Origin of the sequence: Alteromonas sp. KC3 (assembly GCF_016756315.1) — a bacterium.
GTDB lineage: Bacteria > Pseudomonadota > Gammaproteobacteria > Enterobacterales > Alteromonadaceae > Alteromonas.
The window spans coordinates 3,036,410-3,055,535 of record NZ_AP024235.1; the positions used below are offsets into that span (position 1 = coordinate 3,036,410).

Here is a 19,126-nt window from a genome sequence, read left to right on the forward strand (position 1 = left end):
AGCCAGCCACCAAAACGCTAGTCGCCGCCGCTTCTAAAATGCCGAGGTCGCATTCCCAATATCAACATTGTGATAAGGAAAAGCACAACAGACATTGAGATTGTCATTCCTACCTCAAGCATTTGAGTAGACAACGACAGTTCAAAAAATGCGAGACCTTTATCGCGGTAGTAGATAAGCCCTCCCATCGCCGCGCTCGCGATTACCACACGCAAAATAAATAATACAGAGGTACGACTAAGTACAAAAACCCCCTGTTGATGAAGCGTAATGTACAACAGTGCTGCATTTAATGTTGCAGACATGCTGGTAGCGATTGCTAGTCCAACGTAGCCAAAAGGAACCGCCAACACTAAATTGAACACCATATTGGCAACCATACACCAAATACCGAATTTAACGGGGGTCTTAGTGTCTTGCCTAGAATAAAACCCCGGTGCCAATATTTTTACCAACATAAAACTGAGTAAGCCGAATGAATACGCGGTAAGGGAATAGGACGCCATGATGGCCGTTTCTGCGGTAAACGCACCGCGTTGGAATATCACAGTAAGGATAGGACGCGCCATAACACCAAGGCCCACGGCAGCTGGAATACCTAACAGACATACCATTCTAAATGCCCAATCGATGTTGGCTGAAAAAGCCTTGGGGTTGTTGCTGACATGGTTTCGCGACAGCGTAGGCAATATTACAGTAGCAATGGCAATACCAAATAGCCCTAAAGGAAATTCCAGCAGGCGATCAGAATAATACAGCCAGCTGATTGACCCAGTAACAAGAAAACTGGCAATAAACGTATCAAACAACAAGTTAATTTGACCGACCGATACACCGAACAGTGCCGGTATCATGAGCGTGCGCACTTTAACGACATTCTCGTCGTGCCATCCCCATTTAGGTTTTACCAATAAGCCAGCCTTAAACAAAAAGGGAAGTTGAAATAAAAACTGGACAATACCACCAATAAATACCCCCCAAGCAAGCGCATAGGCGGGCTGTTCAAAGGTAGGCGCAAGAAAAATAGCACACGTTATTATACAAACATTCAGTAATACGGGCGTAAATGCCGCCACGGCAAATTTATTTAACGTGTTGAGAATGGCGCCAGCTAGCCCCGTTAATGAGATAAACGCCAGATAAGGGAATGTGATCTTTAACATAGTAGAGGCAAGCACAAACTTATCCCCTGCTTCGTCGCCTTCAAGCCATCCATAAACCAGCCCGTACCAAAAAGCGCAGCCAAAACAGGAGATGCAATCACCCCAATAATAGAGACGACGAAAACAATAGCCCCGAGTGTGCCGCTAACTTTCGCAACAAACTCTCGCAACTGCCGCTTATCATCATTTTCGTGTACTTCCGTCAGCACCGGAATAAACGCTTGAGCAAAAGCGCCTTCAGCAAATAAACGCCGCAAAAAATTAGGGATTTTGTTTGCGAAGAAAAATACATCCGCTGCCGCACCGTCGCCCATAAGACGTGCCACCACCACATCGCGAACAAGTCCTAGCACGCGTGAGACCAGTGTCATAACACTGACGATTATTCCCGATTTAATTAACTTGCGCGACACGTAATACTTCCAGGTTATAAAGTGCCGAAACGCAGAAGATGAGGTGCGCCGCACTGTGATAATAAAGAATGATTAAATCATGATAACCAAAGGTGTGTGAGGGTGAAACGATTTATTCAAAATAGTTGTGCACCTTTAGTAAGTTTCTTGCTATAATCCGCGCCCGATATGGGATGCCATGGTTGAGCGTTGCGCTCTCTTAATGTCCGCTAAAAATGTCGCAAAGAATGTGCAACGTGTTGAGCATACTTTGTGTTCAATAGCTTGCGCGTTTAACGCGGTACGATTTAAGTTTTAAATCGTTTGACATTTAGGCGTTTGCTAGGCACAATCCGCACCCTCGTTTTTGACATGAATTTATTTTGGGAGTTACACCTTGGCTAACATTAAGTCTGCTAAGAAGCGTGCAATCCAAGCCGAAAAGCGTCGCCAGCATAACGCTAGCCGCCGTTCAATGACTCGTACAAGCATCAAAAAAGTAGTTGCTGCTATCGCTAGTGGCGATAAAGAAGCTGCACAAGCTGCACTTACTGCTGCTACTCCGATTCTTGACAGAATGGCTACTAAAGGCTTGATTCACAAGAACAAAGCTGCTCGTCATAAGAGCCGTCTAGCTGCACAAATCAAAGCACTAGGTTAATCTTTAAGATTAGTAGTAAAAAAGCGCCTTACGGCGCTTTTTTTGTATCTGCTCAACTATAATTGTGCTTTTGTGTATTAGCTCATCTTTCGCATACTACTTGCAGGCGCAATTCGCATCACCCAATGCAGTAACGCCCATGGCCAGCTTGGTACGTATGCATTCGCTTTTTCTTTATTTATCGCCTTCACCATTGCTCGACAACCAACATCGGTATCAACGATAAAAGGGACTTTTTCGACTTTTTCATTTATCTCACTGCGAATAAAACCCGGGTGGATACACGTCACCTTAATGGGTGTATTCATCACATCCATTCTAATCCCTTCAGTCATAGAGGTTAATCCTGCTTTTGTTGCAGCATAAACCGTCATAGCACGTCTGAAACCACGCACTGCGCTGATCGATGAAATAGTGACAAGGTGACCACTATTTTGGGCTCTAAAGATAGCCATTGCCGCTTCGCACTGCGCCAATGCTGACACAAAATTAGTAACGGCCGTTTGTTTGTTGGCATGAAAGAAACCTGTACCTATTGAAGCCCCCTTGCCCATTCCAGCATTTACAATAACGCGGTCTAGCTGTCCCATATCGGCTTTGAAAGCATCAAATACTTCAAAGACCGCATCGTGGTCGTTGACATCTAATGCGCGAATAAACACATTGATATTAGGGTTTAAATCTAATAGTTCTTGCTTAACCTTTTCGAGGTTATCTACACGTCTTGCACACAGCGCCAAATTACAACCTTGTTTTGCAAACTCAATGGCCATTCCCTTGCCAAGTCCTGAACTTGCACCTGTGATCAGAATATTTTGTCTTGTTGTCATTATCGTTTTCCTGATGCTTTTATGGCTTTATTACATCGCCACATTAAATAATGTATAAAAATCCAAAAGTTTTTAAATGCTGGGTTGTTTGTTTGTCCGTGGTGATAGCGATAATAAATTTGCTGAGCAATACCCGCTAATCTAAACAAACCATACACCTCGTAAAACGTAAAATCTTCTACATCAACTTCCATTTCTTTACAGTAGTACGCCACTACCTGTTTGCGCGTCAACATGCCCGGCAGGTGTGTCGGTTGTCTTCGGGTTGACTGTGCTAAAAAGTCATCATCAGCTTGTACCCAGTAAGCCAATGTATTGCCTAAGTCCATCAATGGATCGCCTAGTGTGGCCAACTCCCAGTCCAACACACCTATAATTTCGGTATAGCTATTTGGGTTAAGCACCACGTTATCAAAGCGAAAATCATTGTGCGTTATACATATGCGCTCGTTAATGGGCATATGCTTTTCAAGCCAACGCATAATCTTTTTACCCGATGGCACATTCCAGGTTTTTGCTTTACTGTAACGCTCGCTCCACCCGCTTATTTGCCTTTCTATGTACCCTTGCCCTTTGCCCAAGTGCGACAACCCTGTGCTCTTAAAGTCCACTTTGTGTAATTCAATCAGGCTATCGAGAACATTGGTACACAGCAGTTTAGTTTGCGACTCGGTGGTTTCTAGCCCCTTAGGCAGATTTTTTCGGGGAATAATACCTGTGAGCTTCTCCATAACATAAAAGTCAGTTCCAATGATGCTTTCATCATCACAAAACCCCAACATTTCAGGTACATAGCGATATACAGGTTTAAGCGCTTTTTGCAGGCGATATTCTCGCCCCATATCGTGTGCACCTTTTGCTTTGGTGCCTGCAGGGGCTCTGCGCAATATTAACGACGTATTTTCATAGTCAAGACAGTAAGTCCAGTTAGACGCACCACCCGCATATTGGGTTACTTTAGGCTTACCTTCTAGCGTTAGCTTAGTATTAGGGGCTGTTAACGCCTGCTGTGACAACGACGACTTTAGCCAGTCATCGACGGCCTCAGTGTTAAGTTCTTCTCCAATTCGAACACTGTCCGCTCTATCTACTACATTATGTGACATATCATTTCCACTTAAAGAATTTAGCGTTTTTCCATTGCTCGTTTCATCGATTTTGTCTGACCAAGCATACTGTTAATGTAACGCTGGTTAGGAAGAAATTTCTTCAGCCAATAAGCGCGTTTGCCTAACTTATGGGTAAGTATCAAAAAGCGTTTCTTTTGAACCTGTTGGTAAATAGACTCTGCGACATCTTCTTTTGTAATGTCGGCTTTGCTAAAGAAGCGATTTATCATTTTATGCGCAGCGGGGTTACTACTTCTCATTGACTCGTCTAAGTTCGTTTTGAAAAAACTGGGACATACGACACTGACATTAATATTGTCGGGAGCCAGTTCGAATTTCATTGTTTCAGAAAAAGCCACAACGGCCGCCTTTACGGCATTGTAGCTTCCCATATAAGGTATGGGAGTCAATCCAGCTTGGGATGCGATGTTGACAAAATATCCGTGCCCTTGTTGTCGCATAAGTGGTACGAGTGCACGACTGACTCTTACCATACCAAGCATATTGATATCAAAAACCCACTGCCATTGTTCCAAAGTTTCATCAAGTAAGCTTCCGCCAGTAGCTACGCCCGCATTATTAAATACGTAATCTATCCCCTGCCAACGCGCTTCTATTCTTTGAACAAGTTCACGAACATCGTCGTCTGAAGTAATGTCGCAATGCACATAAAAAGCTTTTGCGCCAAGCCCTTTTAACAACTCTAGGGTTTCACTTGCTCTAGCAGTGTTTACATCAGCAATACACACTTCTATTCCCGGGTGCTTCTCGGCCCATTTTATTGCGAGCGCCTGCCCTAACCCCGTAGCGCCTCCTGTAATGACTATGCGCATACTTTTATTCTCTCTTTTTGCGTTCATTAATAACGTTGTAGTTATGGGTAACTTATAGCGCCTGATGTGTTTTTTCACTGTGCAGGTGTTTTCGCGCCTTTCTCTTAGCCCAAAGCGCAAGCAATGCCGGCCCAATATACATGGCTATGCCATAAACGCCTGGGGCGATAGCATAGTCAGGCGACTTTATAAAACTTATGCAAATTAACATTGCTAGCGCAGCATTCTGTACACCAATTTCTATCGCTAGCGTGAGCCCATCTTTTACGCTTAGACTGGCTAATCTCGATAGTAAGATACCTAGCCCTACGGACGAAATATTCAGCGTTACACATACAAGAAAAGCGTCTTCTAACGATGTGGCCAAGCTATCTTTCTCAGAAATCAGCACACCTGCAATCATCAACAACATAAAATACATTGAGAACTGCCGAAAGAACCCTTCAGTCCGCTTAGCAAACTCAGTGCTAGCTACGCGTATGGCCATGCCGACGATTACTGGCACAATTGAAACACTGACAAGCCCCACCACGGTTTGCATCATTGAAAACGATGGTGCACTGTCTTGCACAAAATAATTAATGGCAAATTGAATGATAAAAGGCGTCGTAAAGACGCAGGCAATCGTTGAAATTGCAGTAAGACTCACTGACAGGGCAAGGTTAGCCTTGGCAATATGGCTGATTAAATTACTCGTTGTCCCCCCAGGGCAAGCCGCCAGTACCATCACACCTACAGCAATATACTCAGGCAGTGAAAAAACAAGACACAACAAAAATGCCAAGATGGGTAACAGTACAATTTGCCCTACAAACCCTGATAGCACAGCCTTTGGTGCTTTAAGTAAACGCGAAAAGTCTTGAAGGGTTAGCGTTAACCCCATACCAAACATGATGAACGCCAATGCCAGAGGTAACAATACCTCAGTAAGTACTGATGCCTGCATAAACACGCCCCTTACAAAAGAAACCTTTTATTAACAATTGAAGCAGTGTACGCTGTTTTAAAATAAACAAAAATGATGTGTTATTATGGAAAGCCATAAATATGATGCATGGTAAGATCGATCTTAACCTCTTTATCGTGTTAAGAGCAGTTTATGAACAAGGTAGTATAACTAAAGCAGCAAGGCACCTTCATTTAACCCAGCCAGCCGTTAGCCATGCATTAGGCAGATTGCGAGTCAACTTCAAAGATGAACTGTTCGTCCGCCATGGCCGACAAATGGTACCAACACCTTTATGCCAGAAAATCATTACTCCAGTCAGTCAGGCCGTTGATGCATTAGAACAAACCGTACAAGGTGATGTGACCTTTGATATTACTGCTTCGGCAAGGCAGCTAAAGCTGGGTCTGAGGGATATATTAGAGTCGACGTTTCTTCCCACACTTATGCCTGACCTTATTACCCATACTCCCAATATTGCAGTATGTAGCAGACAAGTCACATGGCCTGAGATAGAGCCGTTGTTAACGAAAAAAGAGCTGGATCTTGTGATTGACGTTCTGGTTCCAACAAGTGAAGACATTCAGTCACAGTTTGTCTGCAACGAGCGCTTTGTCGTGGTGAGTGCACCAAACAATCCTTACCTGAAAAATCCAACAATAAAGGGCTACGCTGCTGCGCAACATATCTTGGTAACGCTCAAAGACTCTAAGCTAGATAGCGTGGAGCTCGCACTTGCCCAACATAACATGCATCGTAACATTGCACTTCAATGTGAACATTACTTTGCAGCTGTGCACGTCGCCAGTCAATGCTCACTTCTTCTGACAATGCCAGAGCGCTATGCCTATCAGCTTAGTGAAAAGTTCGACATTATAGTTTCTCCGCTTCCGTTTGAGGTCCCACTGCTACCGGTTTACATGTATTGGCACAAAAAGTATGCAGATGATTTAGTCAACAAATGGATGCGCAGTAAGTTGGTAGAAGTTACCGAATTATTGGGTTTGAAATAAAAAAGGCTGATATCAAATATCAGCCTTTGCGAAACAATAGTAGGTTTATAGAACAGGCAACGTCATTGTTCCTGAGCCAGTTTCACCCTCTTTTGTTTGATACTCGTAAGAGAAAGTCACGGTTACAGGATAATCAGCTGTATTGTCTTCAAGATAGATATTGATTGAACGTCTGTAGACGTGGCTACCGTCGGTAGCAGTCGTGCCGACCATAATATTTTCGCTTGAATTGTTATCAACAATCTCATTTTCTGCAACATCTAGAGCCAAATAGGGAGTCGCCGAAACATGGCCATCTCTAACAATTTCATACTGTCTTTCTCGTGTATACACATTTCCATTTTCTGAGTAACTTTGTGTATTCAAAATAAGATAGTTTAGCGATTCTATTGATGTAGGTAGTAGCACACTCACATTTCTGCTGTAAGGATATGCAGGATTGGCAACACCGGCAGTATTCTCACTAACGATCACAGCACCATTTGTGTAGTAGTTAAAGTTATCTAACACTAATGAATTAATATCAAAGTCACCAGTATCACCTGCAGGCGTGGTAAATGAGTACTCGTCTTCATACAATTCAGTTGCAAGCGTGCCTGAAGCAGGGGTAACTTCGCCAATTTCATAACGGTATGACGTGTTCCCTTGTAAAGCTTCATCAGGAGTAAAGGTATGCTTTATGCCGCCTAATGCTTGGCTTGCTGTTACACTTACTTCTCGGTCTGTGCTTCTAACATACGTATACCCTGCTGGTACAGTGTCGTCCGCTGAATCATTTCCACGTGTAACGGTAACGTCTTCATACACTAAGCTAACTTCTTCACTATCTATGCTAACCGCTTCACTGTAAAAAACAGAGTAAGCGAAGTCATCACTGTTTAAGTTAGACGTGATAAATTCAACAGTAGAACTTGGTACCACTTCACGCGCTACCAAAACAAGATTAAGGGTTTCTTCATCTGCAATGCTGTAGTAGCTATTAGAGTCATACCCAGACAAATTTACGCTAATACGCGTTTCGTTTGTTTGAGACGTTGTATACCTTGATAGCGAAATCCTACCCGTAGAATAAGTAACATCATCGCTAGTGAATGACGGCATCTCTATGTCACTATAATTGTTGAAAGGCACAGTCATTTCATGCACTTGCGCTTCGCTATCAAACGATGAATTTATTGTCTCATCTTCAATTTCAACAATAAATGCTGCTTCGTCTAACACGTTTCCTTGCGTATCGATAAGTGTGATGGAGAGTGACTTTTCTTCATCGACAATAACCTCAGGTTCACCCAGTGTAATCTCTGATGCGTCCAATTCATTGGCATTGTAGATATACATTTTATCATCAACAATGCTCACAAAATCTAAAGAGGCAGTAGCGAAATCAGCTGCGCCGTCATCATCCAAGTCAATATCTGCACGCAAAGTTACTGCCAAGTCTTTTGGTAGCGTAATGTCGTACTGTTGCGTCTCTTCGTTAAACGTGGTGCTATGAGCAAAATCAAACACGTTGCTAGTTGCCACACCAGAATATGAGAAACCAGTAAAAGAAAGACCACTAATCGCTTCCCCAGTGCTCTCATCCATAACTGAGAAAGTCACGTTGACAGGCTCAGATAGCATTAAAGTACCGATATCGTCAAACCCTTCACCGGTACTTACCGGTGCGGTTGTTATAAAGTATGCGCGACTCATGTAGCTGCCATCGGAAGTTGATGCTACAACAGTCAAATCTGAACTTGATGGCAACCCTTCAATAGTAAATTGCCCATTGTCAGCTTCGACATTCTCGGCAAGAACTGATTCCCCCTGATAAACAGTAACCAACACATTATCTACAGGTGTCTCGCTATCGACACCAATCACTAAACCAGAAAGCGTTACAGAAGTCTGACTATTTTCTAATTGTTCAGCTAAAAGGTTATTTTGCTCAGTCAGCACAGCGTTTTGTTGATTTAACGCATCGACGACGCCATCGTTACTGTCGTCATCAACTTCAATACAGCCCGTTAGCGCAAGCGAAACAAATAGAGGAATTGGAGCGAGTTTTTTGTTTAACTTCATGTTTCATCCTTATACAAGTTTATTGCAACAAAAATCATAAGGATGAAAGAAAACACGTTTAGGAAATGACAATAGAGCGAGAATATGTACTGCCATGTACATTGTCATACTTCATCCTTGATGAGAATAGACTACCTATTTCAAGATACTTTTTCACCTTAAATTTTTGAAAATGCTATTTCCATACAACAAAAAGCACGTTTCTGTGTGTCACACAATGGTCAAGCGAGCGTCACTTAACTGTCAATTACAACTTCTATAGTGGCGTTCCAAGGCATCGCTTTGGGACTTCGCTATGAAAAAGATTCACTACCGCACACTTTGGCTTTCCGATATCCATTTGGGCAATCGAGACTGCAAAGCCGAATACTTACTTTCTTTCTTAGACAGTATTACCGTCGACACACTTTACTTAGTTGGCGATATTGTTGACATGTGGCAAATGACCAAGCAATTTCGCTGGCCAAAAGCCCACAATCAAGTCATGCACAAGTTCATGCAAATGAGCCAAGAAGGTACACGGGTTGTTTATTTACCTGGCAACCATGACGAACCCATTCAATCTTATTCAGGCATGGCTTTTGGTGATATAGAAATTGAACGCGAACTTGTTCATACCACAGCGCAAGGTAAACGCTATCTAGTACTACATGGCGATCAATTTGATGGCGATGTCACTATGGGTAGGTTTCACGCATGGATTGGCGATAAAGGGTACGACCTTTTGCTATTTCTTAATCGTGAATATAACCGCTTAAGAGCATGGCGAAAGCGAGAGTATTGGTCGCTAGCAGGATATATCAAAAAGCATATTAAAGGGGCAAACGACGCTATCGCGCGTTACCGTGAAGCCTGCTGCAACAGAGCCAGAGAAATGGGCCTTGATGGCGTTGTATGCGGTCATATACATCACCCAGAAAGCAGTATGGAACAAGGGATCCATTATATTAACGACGGAGACTGGATTGAGAACTGCAGTGCATTGGGTGAAGACGAGAAAGGCAACCTGACACTCATTCACTACTTAGACTGCATTGAAAACACTAACGTGGCCACGCTGAATGTAAAACCCTCTCGTTCAAAGGCAGCGTAGTTACTGTACACAGTTATTAAAAAATCTGACGCTTATCATGCAGCTTAGCCACAATTACATTTCATTAACATTGTCAAATAACTGACATCAAACTGTGTGAAAAGCGTCATATTGGCCTGCTATTGTTCGGCAAAATCTAAAGAGATACACAGGCACTATGTTTACTGTAAACGATGTACTGAACAAACATTACCCTCAAGTCGCAAATAACCCGATTTTATTCAAGTCGCTGTCATTTGTACTACGTCATCTGTTGCACGAACAAGAAATTACCGAGTTTGGCGAAACATACCCTCACTACGAAGATATTGATTTTGTCGAGCAAGTTCTCGAGTATTTCAACATTAGTTATTCGACACGTGATGTAGAAAAAGAGCGGATCCCCAGTGAAGGACGTGTTGTAATTATTGCCAACCACCCCATTGGGTCTTTAGATGCACTAGCGCTAATCAAACTCGTCAGTGAAGTGAGACATGACTTAAAAGTAGTCGCCAATCAAATGTTAACGGCGATCGAACCCTTGCACGATATGCTGCTCCCCGTGAACAACATGCAAGGTGGCACGCCTAAACAACATTTATCGGCGATTCAATCACACTTAAATGAAGAGGGTGCAATATTAATATTCCCCGCTGGCGAGGTCTCTCGTTTACGTCCACAAGGTGTAAGAGACACTCGCTGGCATACGGGCTTTTTGCGTATTGCACGCCAAGCAAAGTCACCTATCTTGCCAGTTTATATTGATGCAAAGAATAGCCCGCTGTTTTATGGTGTGTCGATGGTGTATAAACCATTGGCCACTGCCCTACTCGTTAAGGAAATGTTTAAACAGCGTCGCAAACACCTCCCCATGCGCATTGGCGAACTTATACCCTTTGAGTCTTACAGCCAAACAACTATACCGCTTAAGGAGCAAGTCAAGCTTTTCAAGCGGCACCTTTACCGAATAGGTAGCAATAAAAAAGGTGTGTTTGATACACAAGCGTCTATCGCAATGCCAGAAGATAGAAAAGAGTTAGCAAGAGCAATACGCCAGTGCGAGCACCTTGGTCAAACCGGCGATGGTAAGTCAATTTACCTTTATCAACATAAAAATTGCTCGCCTATTATGCGCGAAATTGGCCGCCTAAGAGAGATTGCCTTTAGAGCCGTAGGTGAAGGTACGAACAAACGTCGCGATATTGACCAGTACGACTCGCATTACTACCACCTTGTCTTGTGGGACGACTCAGACCTTGAAATAGTGGGCGCTTACCGATTTGGTGATGCAGAACTTTTGACTCAGCCGGAGCACCCTACTGGGTTATATTCAGCCACGTTATTTGATTACAGTGATAACAATAAAACCTTATTCGCAGAAGGCTTGGAACTAGGCAGAAGCTTTGTGCAACCACGCTATTGGGGTAAGCGCAGCTTAGACTACCTATGGTTTGGCATTGGTGCATTCTTAAGTCGCTATCCTAAATACCGTTATTTATTCGGTGCGGTATCCCTTAGCAATGCCTATCCTCAGCCTGCAAAGGATCTCATTGTACAGTTTTATTCAACATACTTTCCCTCAAAGTTTGGAGAAGCCACATGTAAGCGCCCGTACCAAATAACCCAAGATGCACTGCATTCATTCTCTGGTACCGATTACAAAGCGGAATTCACCCAGCTTAAGCATTTGCTTGCCAATATGGGCGTTAATGTACCCACTCTGTACAAGCAATACTCTGAAGTTGCCAAAGACGGTGGCGTCGCCTTTTTAGGCTTTAATGTTGACCCAGATTTCAATGACTGTATCGATGGCTTAGTAGTTGTCGATATGCTTGCACTTACAGATAAAAAACGTAAGCGCTATCTACAACAGTGTGAATTTAAGGCGTCAGCGTAATATTACGAGTACGGCGAGCCGCGATTGACGCACTCGCTATTAGTCTTTGTAGATTACTCACTTTTCCCAATCTGTAGCAAAATATCAGTATAGATATCTTCAAGTGTGACTAAATCTGACAAATGAATGTGCTCGTTGATTTGGTGGATTGTGGTATTCGGCACACCCACTTCAACGACTTGCGTATTATCGCCCGCAAAGAACCGTCCGTCTGACGTGCCCCCGGATGTACTAACGACAGGGTATTTACCTGTCGCGCTTTTTATCGCCTTCTCTACACATGAGATTAGACAGTTGCCTTTATCAGTAGGTTTACTTAAATACGACTCACACGGACGAGAAAAGTTGATTATCGCTGTTGCATCAGCACTGTGGATTAAGCGTATTAAAAGGGTACTAAGACTTTCCTCATCAAACTGCCAAGAATACCGAACGTTGAATTCAATTCGAACGCTACTTGGGATAATATTGTCGGTGAAAATTCCCGTATCCATGTGCGTAATTTGAAGTGTAGTACCAGGAAAATCATCAGTCCCCTCATCGAATGTGTAATTTTTCAATGCTTGTACTATGTCACTTGCCTTGTGGATGGCATTGATTGCCGTCTTTGGATAGGCCACGTGGCCTTGCTTTCCGGCTACGGTAACCGTGGCAGACAGTGCCCCTCTTCGCCCTATTTTTATGGTATCGCCTGTGCTTGATGTTGCCGTAGGCTCGCCAATCAAGCACATATCCAGTGCCACATTTTGCGAATCAAGTGCTTCTTTTATCCATTTGGAACCCCATAGCGCTTCACCTTCTTCGTCACTGGTAATCAACCACCAGTAAGTCACTTTAGTTGGATCCATACCGCCAATAGCGCGCTCAGTTGCTGCAAGCATAGCGGCTATACCTGTTTTCATATCAGCAGCTCCTCTACCATAGAGTTTGTTCTGACTGATAACAGGGCTAAAGGGGTGGGACTTCCACTTCTCAAGAGGTCCAGGTGGTACTACGTCGGTATGTCCCGAAAACGCAAAGTGACAAGGACCTCTCCCCCAACGGGCAATGAGATTTTTGACGCCTTTTACGTTGTGTTTTTCACAGATAAAACCAAGTTTTTCCAGTCTGTGCATTAAATAGCTCTGACAGCCTGCATCAATAGGCGTAATCGATTCTCGCGCCATTAATACTTCAGCGAAGTGGATACTACGTGTTAGTGGAATTTGAGGTAAAGACTGAATGGACATAACACTTAACTTGCCTGTTATACGCTTTAGGCTATTAGATAAGTATAAGGTGACAATGCAATAACACTTTTACTACAAAGCAATGACAGTGAGCGTATTGGAAACGAGTTTGATATTAATAATGATGTGGCAATTCAACAGCCTGCTTGCTATAAATAGAATGTCTTAATTTTTGCGGTGCACACTGGACTCTGACGATTGGCACGCTTTAGGTATAACGTTTTAAGGTACTGATGTGATAAAGATTATTGTTCTAATTCCGCTCATCCTTTCCCTGTTATGGTTTGGTTACTTACAACTAAATAAGTACACGCTGGAACAAGGAAAGCAAGGCTTTGTTTACATCATTGTGTTATCCGGTGTTATCGCTGCTTTCTATACATTTATGCTATTCGTTACCCATTGAATTTACTAAGTGTAATTAAAACACGCTGACCGCTTTACAAGAATGCGTTCGGTATTAGTGAGACACAAAAAAGCCCCTTTCATGAATGGAAGGGGCTTTTTAGTTAGCGTATGAGTGTGATGTTTACTACAGTGCCGCCGACACTGTTACATCCGCTTTAGCACGCAATGCTTCAATATACTGTTGGTATACACGCTGACCTTGCATTTGAGCCAGACGTTGCTTCAAGCTTTCACCCAACTCTGCATCAAGCACTGGTGCGGCATTTACAGCTTCAAGCTCCACGACTGCAACATCGCCGTTTACCGTAGTCGCTACGTCTACCTTCTTCTCTCCCTCTAGGGCAAGCGAGAATAACGTATCAACAATTGCACGAGCTAACGTTCCACCGGCTCTTGGTACTGCCTGCGCAGTTTCCCAAGTGACAGACTTAGCCGCCAGTGCATCATCAACACTTTCGCCCGCACGTACTTGTTGCGCAATGTCAAACGCCCATGCTTCAGCAGCTTCTTTCGCTTTGTCTGCTTTAACAGATGCTTCAATACCCTCGCGAACTTCGTCTAAAGACTGCGTGCGCTGAGGAAGGTGCTCTGTCACGCGCACAACCACAATATTTTCGTCATCCAGTTCGATAATGTCGCTGTTAAGTCCTTCATCAACTAGCTGTGAAGAGAAGGCAGCGTCTAATACTGCAGGAGAACTTAGTTCTACCGGTGCGGTATTACGACTAAATAACACAGATTCTTGGACTGGTAAGTCAACAGCATTAGCCACGTCTTCTAACGTATCTGGAACCTCAAACGCAATTTCTGCCATGGTATTTTGAAGTTCGAAGTACTTCTCCATCGCCGCGTCATATAGTAACGTATCACGAATTTCGTCCGCCACTTCGTCAAATGACTTGATTTGCGCTTCTCTTAACTCGGTTAACTTGATGATGTGAAAACCAAACTCTGTTTCAACAACGTCAGAAACATCACCGACGTTTTCAAGTCCAAATGCAGCTTCATCAAACGCAGGATCCATCATTTCAGGCGTTATGAAATCAAGGTCACCGCCGTTTTCTGCAGAGAAAGTATCATCTGAGTTTGCCTCAGCCAACGCGGCGAAGTCCGCACCGTTGTCGAGTTCAGCTTTTAGTGCCTGTGCTTTCTCGCGAGCTGCATCGGCGTCATCACCAGCATCAATTAAGATATGTGACACACGGCGCTCTTCTTCTTTGCCATAACTATTGATGTTGTTGTCGTAATATGTGCGAACAGCTTGTTCATCGACAGACACGCGGTCTTTTAGATCGTCAACGCTAAGCTTCACATACGCCAATTTAACCTGTTCTTCAGTATCAAATGACGCAATATTGTTATTGTAAAACGCTTCAACATCAGCATCAGTTACTTCAACACTGTCAGCAAACGCTGATGAGCTTACAACAGCGTACTTAGCGTCACGTGTTTGGCGTTGAAGCGCATTTGCCAGCTCCACTTCGCCATCTAATGAAAATGCTGAGTTAGTAAGCGCCGCTGTTAGCTGATTTTGTGTCATCTGAGTGCGCAAATAGTTGCGGAAGTCAGCTACTTGGAAACCATTTTGACGCAAAATTGCTTGAAAACGCTCGTTGTCAAATTGCCCACCAAACTGGAATTCTGGCATTTGTACAATGGTTTCACGAATTTGCTCATCACTTACTCGCAGCCCCATATCCTGAGCCTGTTGCTGAATAAGTTTTTCTGCGATTAGGCGATCTAAGACGTTTCTACGAAAGTCTGCTAGGTACTGCTCGCTAGAGAAAAGCTGAGCAATGCTTTCACCAAATTGAGACTCCATTTGCGCGCGCTGATTTTGATACGCACGCTCTAGTTCTTGTGCCGAGATTTCTTCGCCATTCACAGTTGCCACTGCAGTGGTACCAGACGAGGTAAGGTAGCTACCTACACCAGCGAATACGAAACTCAAAACGATAAGCGCAATAATGGCCATCGCCCATGGGCCTTGAGAACCTTCTCTGATTCTTTCTAGCATGATTGTTCTTCAACTCCGTTGCTTACTACAGTTATCTCTCGCAGATTATTTTCGTGTACGACAGACAAAATAAGCGGTGATTATAACTCAATGCCAGTGAATATAAACGACCTAAACTCACTATTTGTATTCGTTATTGTGGGATTTCTACAACAAACAAGAGAATTAGATGTAATGTTCAATGACGAGGTGCTTCAACGTCAGTAGCTAGGCACATTTCAGCTTGTGTCGCGTTATTGCTATCTACTGTTTACAAATAAAAAAGGCGATGGACTAGCCATCGCCTTTTTCTATAATTTCTTTGCTTAGTTACAAGCGTCTTTCAGTGCTTTACCAGCTTTGAAAGAAGGAACTTTCGCTGCTGAAATCTGAATAGTCTCACCAGTTTGTGGGTTACGGCCACTGCGAGCTGAACGTTCGCGAACTGAGAAAGTACCAAAGCCTACTAGTGCAACTTGGTCGCCGTCTTTAAGCGCAGCAGTTACTGAGTCAGTGAATGCGTCAAGAGCGCGGCCAGCAGCTGCTTTAGAAATGTCTGCACCAGCAGCGATTTGGTCGATAAGTTGAGACTTGTTCACAATTATGATCCCCTTCGATTGTTATTATACTGTTTGTCCAAAACGATTTTGCTTGAACGTTATAGCAAGCTTGATCGTTAACATCAAGCTTCGGTCACAAATAATTAACTTTTTTGTTGAATCGCTGCAATCCCTTTTGTGGCAAGGCTTCAAGCGAATACCACTTAAAGGTAACACAACTTTTGTGTGTTGAAAGCCCATTTTTCAAAAAAAACGGTATTTCTTTACTTTAACGAACAATTTTTAAGCAATTATTTCAAAAAAATGGCTACACGCCTTTAAAATTAAGCAATGTAGCCATTGTAACTAGTTAGTTTTTCACCACTTGAAAGCTTTCAACCGGCTCTTGCAAAGCAATATCTAATACATCATCAATCCACTTAACGGGGTGAATTGATAAATCTTTCTTAACATTATCTGGAATTTCTTCCAAATCGCGCTCGTTATCTTTTGGAATAACAACGGTTTTTATACCACCACGATGCGCAGCCAATAGCTTTTCTTTCAAGCCGCCGATAGCTAACACTTCGCCACGAAGCGTAATTTCACCTGTCATCGCAACATCACATTTAACCGGGTTTCCAGTAAGTGACGAAACCAGTGCTGTGCACATTGCAATACCCGCACTTGGACCATCTTTAGGTGTAGCACCTTCAGGAACGTGAACATGAATATCACGTTTTTCATAAAAGTCATCGTTTATACGCAGCTTTTCAGCGCGGCTTCTTACTACCGTCATCGCAGCTTTAATCGACTCTTGCATAACGTCACCAAGCGAGCCTGTAGACGTCATTTTACCTTTACCAGGCACCGATGTGGTTTCAATTGTCAGCAAATCACCGCCTACTTGTGTCCAAGCAAGACCTGTAACTTGACCTATTTGATTGTCTTTATCAGCTTTGCCATAGTCGAAACGCTGTACACCCAAATAGTCCTTAAGGTTGTCTTGGGTAACTTCAACTTTGCCTTTACTCTTCTTAAGCAAAATGTCTTTTACCGCTTTGCGACAAACTTTTGATACTTCGCGCTCGAGGCCACGAACGCCGGCCTCGCGGGTATAGTAGCGAATCATACCGATAACTGCTGAATCGGTAATTTCGAGCTCCTTGGATTTCAGGCCATTGCGCTCCATCTGCTTACCAATTAGGTGCTTTTTAGCAATGTTAAGCTTTTCATCTTCGGTATAACCCGACAAGCGGATGACTTCCATACGATCCAGTAACGGGCCTGGAATGTTCATACTATTAGAGGTTGCCACAAACATGACATCAGATAAGTCGTAGTCAACTTCTAAATAGTGATCACTAAAGCTGTTGTTCTGTTCAGGGTCAAGTACCTCAAGTAAGGCTGACGCTGGGTCACCGCGCATATCTGAAGACATCTTGTCGATTTCATCTAACAAGAACAGTGGGTTCTTAACGCCCACCTTCGCCATTTTCTGCACTAACTTACCTGGCAGTGAACCAATGTAGGTGCGACGGTGACCACGAATTTCCGCTTCATCTCGCACACCGCCAAGCGCCATACGAACATATTTACGACCAGTAGCCTTAGCAATAGATTGCCCCAGCGAGGTTTTACCCACTCCCGGTGGCCCCACAAGACACAATATAGGACCTTTAAGCTTTTTAACACGCTGCTGTACTGCGAGGTATTCCAAGATACGCTCTTTAACTTTTTCGAGGCCGTAATGGTCTTCGTTCAACACACCTTCTGCGCGTGAAAGATCTTTTTTCACTGGCGAGCGCTTATTCCACGGCACATTGGTTAGCCACTCGATATAGCTGCGCAATACAGTTGCTTCTGCTGACATAGGCGACATCATTTTAAGCTTTTGTAATTCCGCTTTTGCCTTGTCTTCTGCCTCTTTTGGCATTTTTGCTTCAGCTATTTTCTTAGAAAGTGCTTCAAATTCATCTGGCGCGTCGTCAAGCTCGCCGAGTTCTTTTTGAATGGCCTTCATTTGCTCATTCAAATAGTACTCACGCTGACTCTTTTCCATTTGCTTTTTGACGCGGGTACGAATTTTCTTTTCGACCTGCAATAAGTCTATTTCACCTTCCATTAGCGCCATCAAATACTCAAGGCGCTCATTCACCCCTTGCATCTCAAGTACTTTCTGCTTTTCTGTCAGCTTAAGCGGCATATGCGCAGCCATCGTATCAGCAAGGCGTGCAGCGTCTTCGATACCATTGAGTGACGTAAGCACTTCAGGTGGAATCTTCTTATTAAGCTTTACGTAGCCTTCAAATTGCGACACCGCTGAGCGAATAAGCACTTCCTGCTCACTCTCGTCGATTGCTTCATCTTCGAGTTTTTCAACATTAGCGACAAAATACGGCTCTGACTGCTGGTAGCCGTCCACTTGACCTCTTACACTGCCTTCTACCAACACTTTTACTGTGCCATCTGGCAGTTTTAGTAATTGGAGAATGGTTGCAATAGTACCAACGGTATAAATGTCATCAGCCTCTGGCTCATCGACGCCAGCGTCTTTCTGCGCGACTAGAAATATTTGTTTATCGTTTTCCATTGCAGCTTCAAGGCAACGGATTGATTTTTCACGCCCAACAAATAGGGGTATGACCATATGCGGGTATACCACTACATCCCGCAAGGCAAGCACAGGAATTTCAATGCGATTTTCACGCTCAACTGTCATACTTGTTCTCAATTAGTTTGAAATGTCATTTTTATATGGGGATGCAAGAGCAAAGTTCAATCGAAACTTATTAAAGTGCGTTAATTCCTCAACCTTACCTTCCCTGCTCTACCTATAACCATTATCGATTTTTAGCCGTATGGCAACACTTAAGTCAAAAATCTGATAGAAAGAATAGGATACGTTGTACAAGTGAATAAAATTCAAACACATCAGTGATAAAAGCTACGCAACTGCCGGTTGAGAAGCTTT

The 19,126-nt window shown here is 43.4% G+C and carries 14 protein-coding genes and 1 pseudogene; 5 read left to right on the top strand and 10 right to left on the bottom strand.

Features of this window, described 5'->3' with window-relative positions; genetic code table 11:
* Window positions 1–17: 17 nt before the first annotated feature.
* Window positions 18–1,594 (bottom strand): annotated as a pseudogene (gene murJ / locus JN178_RS13535) (murein biosynthesis integral membrane protein MurJ).
* A 358-nt stretch (window positions 1,595–1,952) separates the two neighbouring features.
* Here murJ and rpsT point away from each other — a divergent pair.
* Window positions 1,953–2,216 carry a 30S ribosomal protein S20 gene (rpsT, locus tag JN178_RS13540; protein ID WP_202262006.1) on the top strand — a complete coding sequence of 88 codons (264 nt, stop codon included), beginning with the start codon at window positions 1,953–1,955 and terminating at the stop codon, window positions 2,214–2,216.
* Window positions 2,217–2,293: 77 nt separating this feature from the next.
* Here rpsT and JN178_RS13545 read toward each other — a convergent pair whose 3' ends face one another.
* Genes JN178_RS13545 through JN178_RS13560 form a run of 4 tightly spaced genes read right to left on the bottom strand, consistent with a single transcriptional unit; the run spans window position 2,294 to window position 5,934 of the window.
* Window positions 2,294–3,046: an SDR family oxidoreductase gene (locus JN178_RS13545; protein ID WP_202262007.1), complete on the bottom strand. Its 753-nt coding sequence runs from the start codon at window positions 3,044–3,046 to the stop codon at window positions 2,294–2,296.
* Window positions 3,046–4,152: a phosphotransferase family protein gene (locus tag JN178_RS13550; RefSeq protein ID WP_202262008.1), complete on the bottom strand. Its 1,107-nt coding sequence runs from the start codon at window positions 4,150–4,152 to the stop codon at window positions 3,046–3,048. The genes JN178_RS13545 and JN178_RS13550 overlap by 1 nt, the downstream gene beginning before the upstream one ends.
* 20 nt (window positions 4,153–4,172) lie before the next feature.
* Window positions 4,173–4,988, bottom strand: a complete 816-nt coding sequence (locus tag JN178_RS13555; protein ID WP_202262009.1) for an SDR family oxidoreductase — start codon at window positions 4,986–4,988, stop codon at window positions 4,173–4,175.
* A 52-nt stretch (window positions 4,989–5,040) separates the two neighbouring features.
* Complete coding sequence (locus tag JN178_RS13560; RefSeq protein ID WP_202262010.1) at window positions 5,041–5,934, bottom strand: bile acid:sodium symporter family protein; 894 nt, start codon at window positions 5,932–5,934, stop codon at window positions 5,041–5,043.
* 101 nt (window positions 5,935–6,035) lie between these two features.
* On the opposite strand from JN178_RS13560, the gene JN178_RS13565 reads away from it, so the two are divergent.
* Window positions 6,036–6,947, top strand: a complete 912-nt coding sequence (locus JN178_RS13565; RefSeq protein WP_319003229.1) for a LysR family transcriptional regulator — start codon at window positions 6,036–6,038, stop codon at window positions 6,945–6,947.
* Window positions 6,948–6,992: 45 nt separating this feature from the next.
* Here the strand turns inward: JN178_RS13565 and JN178_RS13570 are convergent, their stop codons facing one another.
* Window positions 6,993–9,011 carry a hypothetical protein gene (locus tag JN178_RS13570; protein WP_202262011.1) on the bottom strand — a complete coding sequence of 673 codons (2,019 nt, stop codon included), beginning with the start codon at window positions 9,009–9,011 and terminating at the stop codon, window positions 6,993–6,995.
* 295 nt (window positions 9,012–9,306) lie between these two features.
* Here JN178_RS13570 and JN178_RS13575 point away from each other — a divergent pair, with 295 nt between their 5' ends.
* Both JN178_RS13575 and JN178_RS13580 read left to right on the top strand, forming a co-directional pair.
* A complete protein-coding gene (locus tag JN178_RS13575) occupies window positions 9,307–10,104 on the top strand; it encodes a UDP-2,3-diacylglucosamine diphosphatase (protein ID WP_202262012.1) in 798 nt (265 codons plus the stop codon).
* Window positions 10,105–10,261: 157 nt separating this feature from the next.
* Window positions 10,262–11,980: a GNAT family N-acyltransferase gene (locus JN178_RS13580; protein WP_202262013.1), complete on the top strand. Its 1,719-nt coding sequence runs from the start codon at window positions 10,262–10,264 to the stop codon at window positions 11,978–11,980.
* 53 nt (window positions 11,981–12,033) lie between these two features.
* Here JN178_RS13580 and dapE read toward each other — a convergent pair whose 3' ends face one another.
* Window positions 12,034–13,209: a succinyl-diaminopimelate desuccinylase gene (dapE, locus tag JN178_RS13585; protein WP_202262014.1), complete on the bottom strand. Its 1,176-nt coding sequence runs from the start codon at window positions 13,207–13,209 to the stop codon at window positions 12,034–12,036.
* A gap of 235 nt (window positions 13,210–13,444) precedes the next feature.
* Here dapE and JN178_RS13590 point away from each other — a divergent pair, with 235 nt between their 5' ends.
* Complete coding sequence (locus JN178_RS13590) at window positions 13,445–13,615, top strand: hypothetical protein (protein ID WP_202262015.1); 171 nt, start codon at window positions 13,445–13,447, stop codon at window positions 13,613–13,615.
* A 126-nt stretch (window positions 13,616–13,741) separates the two neighbouring features.
* Here JN178_RS13590 and JN178_RS13595 read toward each other — a convergent pair whose 3' ends face one another.
* The 3 genes from JN178_RS13595 to lon all read right to left on the bottom strand — a co-directional run bounded on the left by JN178_RS13595 (window position 13,742) and on the right by lon (window position 18,874).
* Window positions 13,742–15,634 (bottom strand): SurA N-terminal domain-containing protein, encoded by a 1,893-nt coding sequence (locus JN178_RS13595; RefSeq protein ID WP_202262016.1) that lies wholly within the window; start codon window positions 15,632–15,634, stop codon window positions 13,742–13,744.
* 305 nt (window positions 15,635–15,939) lie between these two features.
* Window positions 15,940–16,212, bottom strand: a complete 273-nt coding sequence (gene hupB / locus JN178_RS13600; RefSeq protein ID WP_012518978.1) for a nucleoid-associated protein HU-beta — start codon at window positions 16,210–16,212, stop codon at window positions 15,940–15,942.
* Between the two features lie 310 nt (window positions 16,213–16,522).
* Window positions 16,523–18,874, bottom strand: coding sequence for an endopeptidase La (lon, locus tag JN178_RS13605; RefSeq protein WP_202262017.1), 2,352 nt, complete (start codon window positions 18,872–18,874; stop codon window positions 16,523–16,525).
* Between the last annotated feature and the right edge of the window lie 252 nt (window positions 18,875–19,126).